This is a genomic window from Kitasatospora sp. NPDC059327, assembly GCF_042752535.1.
GTDB lineage: Bacteria > Actinomycetota > Actinomycetes > Streptomycetales > Streptomycetaceae > Kitasatospora.
In genome coordinates, this window is record NZ_JBHYYB010000012.1 from 77,393 (window position 1) to 92,393 (window position 15,001).

Below are 15,001 nucleotides of genomic sequence, written 5' to 3' on the forward strand. Positions count from 1 at the left end.
TCGTCACCTCCGGCCGGGACGGAGCGAGGGTTCGGCGGGCGGGGCTTGGGCATCCGCATCCGTGCGGTGAGGGCGAGCAAGGCGGGGGCTCCTGTCGGATCGGGGTGCGGGGTGGGGCGCCCGCTCCACCCGGAGTGCGGGCGGGCGGGCCGGCGAGAGCGGCAGCAAGCCGCGCTCGTAATCTCGAAAAAGGCATGGGTGTCCCCTGGAATGGGTGAGGTGGAATTCGCTTGCGGTGGCCGAAGGTATCGAATCGAGGGCTCGCGACCTAAAACGGTGCGGGTCCTGCGAACCGGGATATCCAGTCGGCACGTCCGGCGGACGCTAACGCCTTACCGGCTCGCGACCAAAAACGGGGAGATGGTCGGCGGCAGGCAGAAGGCGGTGTTCCGTCGGGACGCCCCACCGTAGAACCGGACCGGCTCGGAACCTAAAACGGGATATCCGGGCCGGGTGATCTCCGGGGGCGTGGCAGACGATAGGCGCAGTGCGACTCGCAACCTAAAACGATCTTCGAAAGAGCGGGCGGGGGTGCGTTTTAGGTTGCGAGCCGCACCTGGGCTAGGTTCCTGACGCAGCCGCAGCCCGAGGACTCCGGAGCCGCCTCGCCGGCCTCCCGCCACCAGCCGAAAGGCCAGGTCACTCCGCCGGTTGCGGCTGCCTTCCCCTTCCCCGACCAGGAGGTCAGTCCGCCCCTTGCCCTACGAAATCCACCAGGGCGACGCCCTCACCCGGCTCGCCGCGATCCCCGCGAACTCCATCGACGCCGTCATCACCGATCCGCCCTACAACTCGGGCGGACGCACCGCCCAGGAGCGGACCGGGCGAACGGCCCGCGCGAAGTACACCTCCGCCGACGCCGCCCACTCCCTCGCCGATTTCCCCGGCGAGAACAAGGACCAGAGGAGTTACACCTACTGGCTGAGCCAGCTCCTGGCCGAGTCCTACCGTGCGACCAAGAACGGCGGCGTCGCCCTCGTTTTCACGGATTGGCGCCAATTGGCCGCCACGAGTGACGCACTGCAGGCCGGCGGATGGATCTGGCGCGGCGCACTCGCCTGGTACAAGCCCGCTGCAAGGCCGCAAAAGGGCCGATTTACGCAGCATTGTGAATTCGTGCTGTGGGGCAGCAAGGGCCCCATCGACGGCGATGCCCACCCCGTCTACCTGCCCGGCCTGTACACCGCCTCCCAGCCGCGGGCGGGCCGCGTCCACATCACCCAGAAGCCCGTCTCGGTGATGCGGGAGCTGGTCAAGATCTGCCGCCCGGGCGGCACGGTGCTCGACGTCTGCGCGGGCAGCGGCAGCACCGGAGTCGCCGCCCTGCTGGAGGGCCGCAATTTCGTCGGCGTCGAGGTCACCCCGCACTACGCCGCCATCGCCGAGCAGCGCCTCGCGGAGACCGAACGGCAGATCGCCGAGGGTACGACCGACCCCGAGGCCGTGGACGCGGAGCCGGCCGAAGCCTGACCGCCGAAGGCCGGGCCGCCGCCCGTCCGGCGGCCCGGTCCCACCCCCTGCCTGAAGGAGACGACCTGTTCAAGAAGTACGGCGCCCCGTCGACCTACTGGGACGCCGCCGACATGCCGCCCGCCGGCCTCGACCGGGCGATGCAGCCCCTGCTCGACCTCGGCGCCCGCCTCACCCGCGCCGCGAAGAACACCATGGCCGTCACCCCCGACCACCGGGTCCACGTCGGCTACGTCTTCCCGCACTGGAGCTGGCCCTCCTGGCGGGTGCTCGTCCACGACGAACCGTTCGAGCAGCCGCTCTGGGGCGCCCACCTCAACCGGAACACGCCCATCCAGGTCGTGGCCGCGGTCACGACGACGCTCGCACGGCTCCACCAGGAGAACCACCCGCTGTTCGACTTCTGGGCCACCGCCGACCCGGCCACCGCCCTCGACGGCTTCGCCGACGCCGGATGGCAGAGGTCACCCGGACTGCGCGCCTACCCGTTCCACTACATGGCCGCCAACGGCGACAGGGCGACGGCCACCCACCACGACCGCTCCGGCCGCAGGCTCGATCCGTTCCAGTCGGGCCAGGACGGCTGCTGGGACATCGACGGCGTCAAGGACGGCCGGTTCTGGTCGATCTCGGTGAGCGAAGCGGCCCCCGCGCCGGTCCTGACCGCCCTGGTCGACGCGATCACCCGGGTGCACGACGCCCCCAACATCCTGCCCCCGGTGCTGTATCCACCCGGTAGCACCGGAGCACTGTCCGACACCGATGCCGCGAGCGAGCCCGCCCGGAAGGAGGCCCCCTGAGCAGCCCCGCCCCCGACCTCGAAGTGGTGGTCACCCCAGGCCACTTGGCCGGACCGGGCGACGCCGAGGCGGCCCTCGCGCACTTCCTCGAAACATCCCCCACCTGGGGCCGCTACAGCCCGGGGCAGGACACGACCGTCGCCCTGCACGAGTCCCTCCTCGCCGCGATCGAACTCGACCACGACACCACCACCGGGCCCCGCTGGAGCATCGCCGCGTACGCCTCGCCCGTCGGCGAGCGGACTTGGAGCGCCACCTTCTGCACCCGCACACCGGTGGAGATCGTGACTGCGGTGGCCGAGCGCCTCTCCCACGCCCTGTCCGCGACCTCCGAGGCCGTGCGCGGCGACCTGCTGTGGGGGCGCCGGTCGCTGGACAACACCATCGCGGCTGACCTGGAAGCCGCCGACGAGACGTGGCAGCGGGAGACCGCCCCCGTCCCCGGCGTCTACAGCCACACCCGCCCCGACGTCACCGCCGGCATCGCCGTCAACCACAACATCGGCGACATCCGCGGGATCGGGCCGACCGTCACCGTCTGGGGCGGCCCGCGTGGCTACCCCAGCGAGCGCTGGCACGCCGTCTTCACCGGCCACGCCCCCAACGCCCTCATCAGCGCCGCGCTCGACGAAGTCGTCAACCCCCTGCCGGCGCTTCGCCAGCGCCTCCAGATCCCCGCTGCCAACCGCACCCAGGTCCGCCTCGAACCGAGCCCGCGCCGCAACCTCCCACCCGGCAGCGGCCAGCGGCCCTCCCGCGAAGACCCGGGCGCAGCGCCACCCGAGCCCGAGCCCGAACCCGCCGGCCCCGGCCTACCCGACCCGAACGCGGTCATCATCCGACGCACCAGCGAGGGTGCGATCGTGGCGAGCGGCGGGAACGAGCACACGGCCTTCCTCCTCGGCACGACGGGCTTCGCGCCCACCCCCGGCAGCCCGAACCACTACACCCTGCCCACCGGCCGCCAGCAGTACGAGGAGAACGAGATCGCCACCGACGCGGCCCTCCTCCTCGCCACCGCCGGGTACGACGTCACCCTCGACCCCACCCTCGGCGTCCGTCCGTCGCCACCGCCCTTCGTTGCCGTCACCGGCGACCACCTGCCGAGCAACACCGCGGAACAGCTGGCCGAGCGCATCGACACCGTCACCACCCACCTGCTGCGGGCCACCGACCCGGCCGAGGCCCGCAGGGCGATCGGCGTCATCACCGGGGAGGGCGGCGTGCTGGACCGCAGCGCCCGGGCCCTGCGTGCGGCCGGTGGCTGGGCCCTCCACCACCGCGTCGGCGGAGACGCAGGTGAAGCGCTCCGACTGACGGCCGAGATCGTCGCCTCCGGCCGCGAGGTTGCCGACCACGCCGTCGGCCGCCTCGGCACCGACCGCTCACCGCGATCCGCAGCAGCCCGCACCCGCACCACACCGGTCGCCCAGACCGCCCTTCCGCCGGCCACCGGCCGGCCCGCCCACACCGAGGCGCCCGGTCGCGACGGCCCGACACCGAGGTCCCGCTGACCGCCCGCCGCAATGCCGGGTCGATCGCGTATCGCATGAACCCGCCTACCTGGAGCAGTAGTTGACCACGGCCAATCCCCACTGGGCCAAGCGGGCCCGAGACCGCCCCTGGCAGCAGGTCCGCATCACCCCGGCCCTGTACGCCGGCCCCACCCAGGACACCGAGCGCGCGATCCGACCGCTCACCGACGCCGGAGCCGTACGCCTCGACGACGGCCGCGGCAACCAACTGATCATCTCCACCGACGGCCGAATCCGGCTCGGATTCGAGCCGGGGAACGGCGAGGTGGTGTGGAAGGTCGCCGTTCATGAACGCCCCTTCCTCCCGCCGCTGTGGACCGTCGGCCTCACTGAGAACACACCGATCGAGGTCGTCCAGGCAATCACCACCGACCTGGCCGACCGGCTGCGCACCGGCAGGCGGCTCACCGGGGGCGCCGCCGACGACGAGTGGCGCACCCCCCTCCACACCCACGGGTGGACCCTCACCTGGGACGCCGCGACGGGCACCGAGACGGCGTGCTCCGAGTACAGCCCGCAGGACAGGATCGTCCTCAACACCCGGGCGTTCCTCGACCCGGAGGAGTGGGAGGAGGCCGGGCAGGACGCCTTCTGGAGCGTCGACATCGCCGGCGACTTCGACGGCTGGTCCGCTGCCGCCAGCATCTCCACGCCGGACCAGATCCTGCACGCCATGGTCAGCGCGATGCTCGCCCCCGCCGTCCGCGCCATCGGAGACCTTGACGACCTGGCCGTCGGCGCGGCGGTCATCGGCGCCGCAGAACTGACGGAGATCCCCTCCAATCCGACACCGCTGGACGTCCACCGCGCCCAGGCCGCCCGCCGGACCTCCTCGGCTCGCGCCGCCGCCGACTCCACCCGGATCGCCTGCTCGGCACCCGCGCCCTCGCCGCTGCCGGCAGCCGGGCCGGGGCCGCGCCCCCGCTGAACGCCGGGGCGCGGCAGCGCGGGGACCATCCAGCGGCCCCGCCGCCGAACCAGAACCCCTCCGCCCGCACCGCCACCGTCACCCACGGTCCCAGTTGCTGACAGCCCCGAGGAACCGCCATCCCCGAAACCACGATCGACGTCACCCCGGCCTACCTCGCCGGGGCCGGCTACAACAACCGCGTCTTCGACCGCCTCGTCCAGCAGGGCTGGGGCCGCAGCACCGACGACGACCTGGGCCAGGAGTTCGCCTGGAGCCCGAACCACCGCTTCCGCATCGCGGACGGCCAGCTCGACCCCGGCGCCGCCTGGCGGATCACTGCAGCACCCGAGCCCCTCGGCACGCCGACCTGGATGACCGGCTTCTCGACCGAGACACCGCCCGAGATCATCATGGCCGTCACCGACGAACTCGCCCGTACCGGGGACAGCATCGGCTGGACCGGCGAGTCACACCCCGCCCTCCGGCAGCCGACCGACCGGCGGGCCCTGATCCGCACCCTCGCCGACGCCGGCTGGCGCAGCACCTACCGCGGCGGTGTGCTCGACCTCGAAGCTCCCGACGAACTCGCCCGAGTCCAGGTCCGCCTGGACCCGCCCGGCGATCCGGACGACCTCATGGCCCACCCCCACCTGTACGTGGAGATCGGCCCGCGGGGCTCCGGCGGCTACCCGCCCTACTGGCAGGCGATGGTCACCACCAACGCTCCCGCGGTCGTCGTCGACGCCCTCGTACAGGCCCTCACCGATCCTGCTCCGCTGCGGCGCGACCGGGACCGGATGGACGAGGACCTGCTCGCCCACCTCGGCCATCGGGCCGTGGCCGGCCCCGTCAACGCCAGCCCGTACACCGAGAGGGACCTGCGCGAGGCGGCGGCCGAAGTGTGCGAGGAGGCCCTGGAGGAGGCCGAACACCTCGATCTGTTCCCTGGCTGGTACCTCATGGACCGGGTGATTCCCAGCAGCCGGACCGGCACCCCGACGACCTGGGGACAACTTCCTTCAGAGCAAAGGGTCCTGGCGTACCTGCTGGTGGAGGACATGGTCGTCGCGGCGGCGGCGAGTGCGCCGACGCTCTTCGACCTGGACCTGGGCGCCAACCTCGACCCGCGGACCGCGAGCCGAAAGTCGACGCCGCCCTTCAGCGCGAAGCTGAGCGAAATCGGCTTCACCCTGGGCGATTTGGAGGACGCTGCAACCTACGCCGCCGGGGCGCGGATCAACGCGGTGGATCTCAGTGCACTCGCCGAGGCGCTGCACGACCGACCGGTCGGCGACGGCACCAAGTGGACCTGGGGATCGCTGCCGGAAGCCCAGCACCAGCAGGCGCTCCACGAGATCGATCTCCTGCTTGCCGTGGCCGCCGAGCGCACTCCGGAGCTCTTCGCCCCGGATTTCAGGCCCGCGCCACTGGCCCTCGTCGCCCCGGCCTACCTCGCCGGCCCCGGCCACGACCGCACCTCCGCGGCCGAGCCCCTGACCGACCGGGGCTGGACCACTGAGAAGCAGGGCGATACCACGGTGTACACCAGCCCGTGCCGCCAGCTGCGCGCCCAGTCCACCACCGACCACACGGGGACGAGCTGGACCGCCTCCTTCAACTACCTGCCGAGCGGCGAGGAGGTTTGGCAGGTCACCGCTGACCCCCGCACCCCGCCGGAGATCGTGACCGCTCTGCACGCCGCGCTCGCCGCCAACCCGGGCGAGCTGGTCCGGCCAGCCAGGACCGCCGAGGACGGTCTCGTGCCGATCATCGCCGCAGGCTGGCACGACAACAGCACCCGCGAGCACCTGGTGTGGGACGAACCGGACATTGGAATGGCCAGCGTCTACCGCTGCACCGCCCCCGCCGGGCAGCTTTTCGTCGGTGAGAGCCGCGCCTGGCAGATCAGCGGCGGCAAGCTCCATCCGGGCGAAGTCGAGGGCTGGACCATCGAGATGTCGGAGAGTATCCCGGCCCCGCTCCTGGAAGCCGTCACGGCCGCGATGGCCGACCCCGCGCCCGTGGCTCGCCTCGGCCGTGACCTCACCTCCGAGCACCTGCAGTACCTCGACATCCGCCCCCTGGCCCCCCAGGCTCCAGCCGGCCCGTCCGCGCGGGCCCTGGCCGCCCGCACCCGCGTCGTCCTCTCGTCGCCGGTGCCGGCCACCAGCCGCTCGACCGCCGCCACCAACCCACCCGACCAGCATCGACAGCCCGCCCGCTGACCATCCCGCTCGACAGGAGTGCCCATCGCCGACACCGGCTTCGACGAATTGCTCGACCTGGACGGCCTGGCCCCGGCCACCACGGACGACGCGGCAGCGCAGTGCAACAGTGCTCTGGACGCGGCCGGCTACACCGTGATCTCCCAGCACCACGCCTACGGGCAGTCGGTGAACAACGGCGTGAGCAGCAGCTTCCTCGTGGTGCGCGACGACTTGGCCACCGCGGGCGTGCCCGGTGATCCGCACTACGTGGCTATCCGCGTCCAGCGGGACCAGGCCGCCGGGCTGTTCCACTTCGAACGCTCGCCCCACCCGCTGCCCGTCCTTGCCCAGCACTGGCTCATCCAGCGCGGCGCCGACATCACTGCCATCGCCGCCCTGAGCGGTCACCACAGCGTTCCGGCGAACGCGGAGACCACCGCGCTGGAGCACCGGATTCGCTCCAGCGGCAGCGGGCTCAGGAGCGACGCCTCGTACACCAGGAACCTGACCTGGGATCCGGGCTGGGAGCCGGGGGAGGCGTGGCGAGGGGACGAGCACCTCGTGCATGACTGGTACACCTGGGTGATCCTCGACGACCCCCTGGCCCCGCCCGGCAGCCCCGTCCGGGTGCTGTTCGAGGACGTCGACTACCCGGCCGGCACCTACACCCTCACCGAAGGCGCCTTCCCCGATCACGAATCCGCTGAGGAGTGGACCCGCGATCCCCGGCAGCCCCTGCCGCCCGCTCCCGCGGTCATGTCGGCCCTAGCCCGGCCCGCAGCCGCCACCGCCCGCTCCGCCGGCCTGCCGGGCCCGCCCGGCCCGGACCCGGCCCCGGCGCTGCCGGGGAACCACGCCCGGGGGCGGACTCCCGGCCGCTGATCATCACCCGCGCCAACACCGCCCAGCCCAAGGAGGCCCCGATCGCTGAACGACGCACGAAGGTGGTTCCCCGCCGGCTGGCCGGTCCCGGCGACCCCGCCGCGGTCTGGTCCGCCCTGACCCGGCGTGGCTGGCAGCCAGCCGACTGGCACCCGGAAGGAGCCGGACTGCTCTCCCCGGGCTACGACCTCGTCCTCGTGGCGGCCGAGCGTGAGGACCAGGCCGTCTGGAAGATCACCGCCCACCCCGGCACCCCGCTCAGCCCAGCGCGCTGGAGCGCCGAGCTGACCCGCAACACGCCCGCCGAGATCGTCGTGGACACCCTCACCCACCTCGACGGCCTGCGGGCTCGCGACCCCCATGCCGCCCTCGGAGGCCCCCACGACGTCCGCGACCTCTTCACCGCCGCCGAGCGGGCAGGCTGGGAGCTGGACATCGTCAACGGGCAAACCGCATACCTGGGTTCGCCCGACTTCGGCCCTGAGCGCATCGAGGTCTGGCACAACATCGACGGCGACTGGTACCCGTCGAACGTGCCCGGGACGCCTGCCACGGGCATCACCAGCGGCGGCCACCTCCACGAGAACGACGAGGCGGACATCTGGCGGGCGACGTTCTCCCGCCTGGCCCCGGCGCACCTCGTCACCGCCGTCCTGCAAGCCGCGTTGTCGCCGAAGCCCGTCAGCCGGCGCGAGAGCGAGATCCCAGCCCTCTACCGGGCCGCGGTCACGACGGCCACCACTTCGGCTCCGCCCGACAACCCCACGCCGTCGGACAGCCCGGCACCGGACCCGAGTGCCACCCGTGCGCCCATCGACTGGGACTTCACCAACGACGACCTCGGCAACCGCTCCTACCGCAGCCTGTGCCGCCGGGTGACCATCCAGGAGACGCCGGAAGACCACAACGACGTGGAACGGACCAGTCGTTGGATCATCAGCGCCAAGGGCGACGAGCGCACGAGCTGGGCCGGCAACCTACCCGACGTCAGCTGGACGGCCGCCCTCACCGCCCACACCCCGCCGACCGTTGTCGCCGCCGTCGCCGACGCGATCAAGGAGACCACCGACGAACTGGACACCCTTGAGGTCCGGGACGACTTCGAGAACAGCCCCGAACCCTCCTTCGTCGCCTACCGAACCTACGGCCCCGACCCCGTCCCGGGATCGCGCGACCCCGACCTCGCCCACGCCCGACTCCGTCTCCACGGCTGGGAGAAGACCGACCGGCCGAGGGCGGCGGCCAGCCGAAGCCCCGACGGCGAAGTCGAGTTGTGGTCGGTGTCCGCCACCGAGCCCAGCACCCTCGACGTCGTGCCGGCCCCCGCGAGCTGGACTCTCGACGGCGGCACCCCGCCGAACCTGTGGACCGCGACGTTCAGCCCGGCCACACCGACCACCCTCGTACTCGCCGCCGCACGCGAAGCAGCCCGCCTCGCCGAGCCCGGCCCAGCACCGCCCGGCTCCGCGCCGCGGCTCGGCCTGTCCGCCGGCCGTGTCCAGGCCGCCCGCACCAGGACGACCACCCCCGCGCCCGCGGCAGCACCCACCGAAGCCGCGAAGAGCGCCGCGCCGACCGGTCGCCGACGCGCCTGCTGACCTTCGCTCCCGAACGAGGAACCCTGAACCCCACCCATGCCACTGTCCTCACCTTCCTCGCCCCGCTGGCCGACGGTCTCGCCACCGGCCGCCAGGCCGTCGCCCGCCGGGGCGGCGTGCTGGTCACCGCCGAACTGGCCCAGGCCGGGATTCGGGACGACACGTACAACGGGATCCGGGTTCGAGCCGTCCTACTGGAGAGCGGCGCCGAACTGGGCACCAACAAGTTCGACTTCGACGCCTACGGCACCGTCCCCCGCCCCGGCTTCGTCCACACGCTCCACGACCTCGACCGTCTGCACCGCTCCGAAGAGCTCAACCCCGAACCTCTGCGCAGCGCGATCGGCCAATACCTGGCCGTCTACACGGACTCCCCGCCCAGCGCGCAACAGCCGCAGCAGCACCGCACCACACCGGTCGCCGCGCGTGCCGAGACCGTTCGGCCGGCACCGACATCGATACAGCCCGATCCCGAGTCCCAGGCGCGGGTCCTGGTCAGCCCGCTCTACCTGGCCGGCCCCGCCGGGCCACGCGACCTGGCCACGACGCCGCTGCTCGAAGACGACTGGAGCGTTCAGACCGACAGGGCGGAGACCACCTACACCAGCCCGTCCGCTCTCCATCACGTCGTCGCCACCCCGGAATCCGCCATCTGGGCCTGGACCGTCACCGGGCTGCACCACGGCGGCGGCCCCCCGGCGTGGCGGGCAGCGGCCGACGCGAAGACCCCGCCCGAGATCATCGCCGCACTGCACACCGCCGTCACGTCACTGGTCGACCCCGGTAGCCCCAGCCGACAACTCCGCTCCACCACAGCCGGCCTGGAGCCGTTGATCGAGGCCGGATGGAACCGACTCCCCAACCTCCCCCACGAGATCATCTACGTCGCGCCCGAGCACGGGCTCGGCCGCGTCGCTCGCTCGTTGCCTGCCCCCCACCACGCCTGGAGGAACCCCGACTGGTCCATCAACGGGGGCCGACTCAACCTCGGCCCCCGGGCAGGCTGGCACATGACCATGTCCGCCGGCATCCCCACGCAGCTGCTCACCGCCGTCACCGCGGCATTGGTGGACCGCACCCCCGTCGAACGCCCACTGCACAGCCTCGCCGACGAACACCTCCCCTACCTCGACGTCACCACGGTGCAATCCGCCCCACCGGCTGCGACCAGCCGCGCCGACGCGGCACGCACCAGGACAACCACTCCCGCACCCGCGGCAGCACCCGCCGGAGCAGCGAAGACCGCCGACCCGAGCGGTCACCGCCGCGCCCGCTGACCACCCTGCACCGCTGACGGAACCCGCGCGCCTGGCCAGATTCCGCCACCGGAGCGGCACCGCCGCCGGCCACCGCCTCCGATCGAACGAGGAAACCCTGACCAGTACGAACGCCGACCTGCACACGATCAAACGGATCGCCCGCGCAGCCCATCACCCGCCAGCGCAGCGCATCATGATCCGCGGCCTCCTCGACAGCCCCGGCGGATACAGCGCCCTCGCCGTCGCGGTGACCCGCGGTGAACTCCGTGACGCCGCGCTCGCCGCCGTCCGCACGCTCGTCGAGCACGAGATCGACGCAGGCCGGCCCTGGCCTGCCGAAGCGGCACGGTGGCTCAGCCGCGCCAACGCGGACTGGCAGACCAGTGCAGCCCTGGCCAACCATCTCTCGTGGTACGCGCGTAGCCGGCGCAACAGCGCCCTCGCCCACATCACCGGCACCGACCACCTCGCCCAGCCCGGAACCGACCGCATCCACGCCCAGGCGCTCCGGCACATCCACCTCGTCGGCCTGCGTTTCGACTTCCGGTGCCGCAGCATCCAGCAGCTCCTCGGCCAGACCCCGGAGCGCGAGCGTACGCGCTGGGATCCGTATACCCGCGCCCTCGCCGCGTTCGCCCTTCTCGGAAGCTCCGCTCCCGACGCCCTCGAAGCAATGGACCGCAGCCTCGCCGAGGCCGGCGACAACCCCCAGGTCTGCCACGCCCTGCTCCACGGACTCTGGCTCGGCGACGCGCTGCCCGACCAGGCCGAGCGGCTCCTCGAGCTGGCCGTATGGCCCACCTTCGAGGACGGCGACCCGATCATGCTCTTCCGCACCGCCACCGCCTGGCGGAGCCTCGGGCGCCGAGCGGAAGCCCTGGCCGCGATCGACAGCGCCCTCGAAGCCCTGGGCCCGAACCAGCCCGAAGTGCACGCCGACCTTGTCCGTGAACGCGCGCTGATCACCTCGCTGGCCCGAGAACCGCAGCACGACTGCGAACACTGACCCCACTCGACTTCGGCCTGCGCCCGGAGTCGCCACCCCTTGACGCGGAGGACCACCATCGAACAGCCGAACCCCCAGGATCGTCAGCCCGCCGCCCCTCACCCAAGCCTTGCCGGAGGTGAGGAAGGCCGGACGTACCAGCGAGACCTGAGCCGCTGGGCCGCCCGCCGGCACCACATCAAGCAGGCCCTCAACTCGCCCCCCGCCGGGCAGACGAGCGAACCGCCCGCCACCGCACCACCATCCCGCCCCCGCCGCCACTGACCGCCGCCCGCACCCGCCCGGCTGACCACTGAACACCAGAGTCAGCACCCAGACCCAGCCCTCCGTTGAGCGGGCCGAACAATGGCGATGGGCCGTACCCCGGAAGGGGGGTACGGCCCATCGCCATTGCTGGGCTACGCTGCAGCGGCGTAGCTCGTCCGCAGTAGCGCCATCGACCGGTCGAAATCCTCCACCGAGCCGATCCGGACCTCCAGCTCGCCCGTCCCGAGGTGCCCGATTCTCCGGACGTCCCGGGTCCAACCCGGGACCAACTGGACCGTCGTCGGGTCGACGCGTAGGAAGACGACCAGAGCCTGCGCCTGCGCCAGCACCCGGACGCAGGCGAAGTTCCGCCGCCGGCGGTAGGCAACGTAGTGCTGCAGCGACACCGCGTGGCCCTCGCCCAGGTCGAGCAGGCGCGAGTCGAGCTCCTCGTACAGCCCTCGGATCTCGCCGCTGGCCTGCGCGAGCACGTCGGTGACCGTCCGACGGTTGGCCGAGACCGGCCGCGCAAGCTCCGAACGCCGTCCCGACAAGGTGCCGCACCCGCCGGCGACCGACGCCGCCAACTCCAGCGTCACCAGGTCGTCCCCGTAACGCCGGTAGACCACCATGTCGATCCGGTGGTGGGACATCCCGGCCGCCACGAGGTCGTACCGGCTGAAGTCCGCCGCGATGCACACCACCCGCGGGTTGCTCCAGTCCACCTGCTCAGCGGCCTCGGCACCGAGCCGCTGCTCGACGAGCGCCTCGAACTCGGCGCGGTTCTCCACCAGCCACGAGAGGTAGAACAGCCCCTGCGCGAGGACCGACTCGCTGCGCTGGCGCTTGTACTCGATCAGCACCGGGCTGCCGTCCTCGTCCAGACCGAGGCTGTCGATCCGACCCCGGTGCACCGGGCCGGTGGAGTACTCGCTCGCCAGGAAGCGGACGCCGCCCAGCATCTCTTCCATGTTCGCCTCGACGAGAGCCTGGAGGTGACGCTCCAGTTCCACGGTGTCACCCTCGACACGACGAACATCCCCATCAGAAACGCGGAACACCTGCAGACCCGCCACGTACCCCCCAGCACACCATCCGCCGGACCGCCCGGGGATGAGCCGGACAAACTACATGCCGGAAGCAGGACAATCTAGTGCTTGTTGCGTTTATCGCACTTTGCTCCGGCGGGGAATAGAGGGGATCGCCGGTGAGCCGATGTTCTCGGCGTGGCAGCTCTACTGGGGCAGTTGCGGTACCGGCATCCCTGTGGCTGTCCCGATTCCGGTGAGGACCATGTTCTGAGCCATCGGGTTCGTCGCCACGCTCTGGACCACCGAGCCCACGCGCTGCAGGAAGGTGCGGACGCGGCCCTGGTCGGGGTTCCCCGTCGCGGCCTCGGCCTCCAGCGCCGCGACGTCGCCTTCAATCGCGACCTGGTGCTCTTCGGGAAGTCCGAGCATCGGGATGCTGAAGCGGATCATGTTGACGAGGGTGGCAAGGTCCTCGCTGCTGACGCCGTTGGCGGAGGAGTTGCTGGACTGGTGGTTGTTGTTGCCGAACGCGACGTTGTTGTTGTCGCCGGTGAGCTGGAACGTGGGAGGCTGAGAGCGCTGTCCGTCCAAGTACGTCCTCACTGTCTGGCGGGACCGCGCGCAGTCCTCGCCGTCAGGGGTCAGGTGCAGGCGGATCCCGTCCGGCGGCCCGGAGAACTGCACCGGGCCGGCCAGGAGACCGCGTCCTTCAAGGTAGCGCACGGCGGCAGACACCTCGTCCCACGTGACCTCCGTGCCGCAGAACCACCAATCCGGTGACGCTGGAAGGCTCTGGATCGACGCCCCAGGCCCAGGACGGTGCTGGTTGTACGCCCAGCGCACCAGCGCGTCGTGAAGGTGGTGCTCGCGCTCCGCCCGGTCCTGAGACCGGCGCCGCAGGTTCATTGCCTTCGTCCGGCCGATGGTGGTCAGCATGACGATGTTCGGGTGGCCGTTCGCCCGGACCTGCAGAGCGTCGACCTCGCGCCGGTCCACCAGCATCCGAAGAACCGACCAGCCGGATTCATCGCGGGCGTGCGCCTCGGGAACGAATCCATCCGGTGACAGCGCCTGGCCGACTTGCCCACCGGAGCGGTCCAGAAGCTCAAGGAGCATCAGGTCAGCCGCAACCTCGGCCAGTTCCTCCGGGATCGGCGCCGTGATCCTCAGCTGTCGCGGGTCGGATGAACTCGGCGGCGCCGAGGCTGCGAGCTCGATGGGGGTCTCGTGAGCCTGCGTCCACGGCATGGCGTGCTCGCCGATGAGCCTGGCCGTCACCTCGACGTAGCCCTCCAACGTGGTGACTCCCCGGTATCGCCCCAGGTCGCGGCTCAGGCCCCACCACCGGCCGCCGTTCGGCAGCTCGCCGGTGGAGTTACGGGTCACCGGCTCGTTGCTCATCAGCTCGGGCAGTCGGGCCATCCACCGGCTCAGTGGCTCGTGATCCCGTCGTGGAGCCAGCTCGGCTCGGACGTCCGTCGCGGTGATCCGGAACTCCTCCACCTCGTCCGGCGAGATCGGACGGCTGTGCCTGGCTGCGACCAGAACGGCGAGGGTGTCAAGGAAGGGGGCAGCAGAATGGGGCTGAAGCTCAGGCACGTGGAGGGCACCAGCCAGGGTCACCGCGACCCGGTCGTTCCGGGAGATGTTGACCCCGTCGTGATTGACCAGCCCGTACCAAGGTCCGGGTCGGTCGGCGCCGAGCCGGGGAAGCGAGCGGAGTAGGCCAGGAGCATCAAGGCCCCGACGGTCGAGCACCGTGTCCACCCACTGCCATGTCGGCCACTCGCCGCTGCTCAGGTACTGGTGGGCCATCGTGGTCAGCAACAGCGCCTGGTCACGGGACAAGTCGGAGGTCAGCGGGGCACTGGCGGCTGAGCGCATGGGTTGGGGCCTCCGAGAGTGAACTGGGCGCGAGCCGCATTCTGGCAGACCGCCCCGAAGGCGTGCGGGGAGAAGTGGGTGGTCCCCGGCCGCCAGCGGGCGAACTCGCCACGGCACCTCATGAGACCCCTGCGCTCCGATAGGCCCGCACCGTGCCCTGCTCGGAAGGGGCT

Annotated in this window: 11 protein-coding genes; 9 read left to right on the forward strand and 2 right to left on the reverse strand. The window is 71.7% G+C overall.

The annotated features are described in order from the left end of the window. Positions 1-696: 696 nt before the first annotated feature. The 9 genes from ACFXHB_RS10465 (at position 697) to ACFXHB_RS10505 (ending at position 11,667) form a co-directional block, all read left to right on the forward strand. Positions 697-1,470, forward strand: a complete 774-nt coding sequence (locus ACFXHB_RS10465; protein ID WP_380573513.1) for a DNA-methyltransferase — start codon at positions 697-699, stop codon at positions 1,468-1,470. Between the two features lie 113 nt (positions 1,471-1,583). Then, entirely contained in the window at positions 1,584-2,270 is a 687-nt protein-coding gene (locus ACFXHB_RS10470) for a DUF317 domain-containing protein (protein WP_380573514.1), read from the forward strand. A 44-nt stretch (positions 2,271-2,314) separates the two neighbouring features. After that, on the forward strand, positions 2,315-3,784 hold the full coding sequence (locus ACFXHB_RS10475) for a DUF317 domain-containing protein (protein WP_380573515.1): 1,470 nt from the start codon (positions 2,315-2,317) through the stop codon (positions 3,782-3,784). A 61-nt stretch (positions 3,785-3,845) separates the two neighbouring features. Beyond that, positions 3,846-4,733: a DUF317 domain-containing protein gene (locus tag ACFXHB_RS10480; RefSeq protein ID WP_380573516.1), complete on the forward strand. Its 888-nt coding sequence runs from the start codon at positions 3,846-3,848 to the stop codon at positions 4,731-4,733. A 233-nt stretch (positions 4,734-4,966) separates the two neighbouring features. Further along, positions 4,967-6,940 (forward strand): DUF317 domain-containing protein, encoded by a 1,974-nt coding sequence (locus ACFXHB_RS10485; RefSeq protein ID WP_380573569.1) that lies wholly within the window; start codon positions 4,967-4,969, stop codon positions 6,938-6,940. Positions 6,941-6,958: 18 nt separating this feature from the next. Beyond that, on the forward strand, positions 6,959-7,804 hold the full coding sequence (locus ACFXHB_RS10490; RefSeq protein ID WP_380573517.1) for a hypothetical protein: 846 nt from the start codon (positions 6,959-6,961) through the stop codon (positions 7,802-7,804). A gap of 62 nt (positions 7,805-7,866) precedes the next feature. Continuing rightward, positions 7,867-9,402 carry a DUF317 domain-containing protein gene (locus ACFXHB_RS10495; protein ID WP_380573519.1) on the forward strand — a complete coding sequence of 512 codons (1,536 nt, stop codon included), beginning with the start codon at positions 7,867-7,869 and terminating at the stop codon, positions 9,400-9,402. A gap of 116 nt (positions 9,403-9,518) precedes the next feature. After that, entirely contained in the window at positions 9,519-10,679 is a 1,161-nt protein-coding gene (locus ACFXHB_RS10500) for a DUF317 domain-containing protein (protein WP_380573520.1), read from the forward strand. Positions 10,680-10,854: 175 nt separating this feature from the next. Then, positions 10,855-11,667 carry a hypothetical protein gene (locus ACFXHB_RS10505; RefSeq protein ID WP_380573521.1) on the forward strand — a complete coding sequence of 271 codons (813 nt, stop codon included), beginning with the start codon at positions 10,855-10,857 and terminating at the stop codon, positions 11,665-11,667. Between the two features lie 398 nt (positions 11,668-12,065). On the opposite strand, the gene ACFXHB_RS10510 is transcribed toward ACFXHB_RS10505, so the two are convergent. Further along, positions 12,066-12,926, reverse strand: a complete 861-nt coding sequence (locus ACFXHB_RS10510; protein WP_380573522.1) for a DUF5655 domain-containing protein — start codon at positions 12,924-12,926, stop codon at positions 12,066-12,068. A 222-nt stretch (positions 12,927-13,148) separates the two neighbouring features. Further along, the gene (locus ACFXHB_RS10515) at positions 13,149-14,828 is read right to left on the reverse strand and encodes a hypothetical protein (RefSeq protein ID WP_380573523.1); all 1,680 of its coding nucleotides are present in this window, start codon (positions 14,826-14,828) and stop codon (positions 13,149-13,151) included. Positions 14,829-15,001 lie beyond the last annotated feature (173 nt).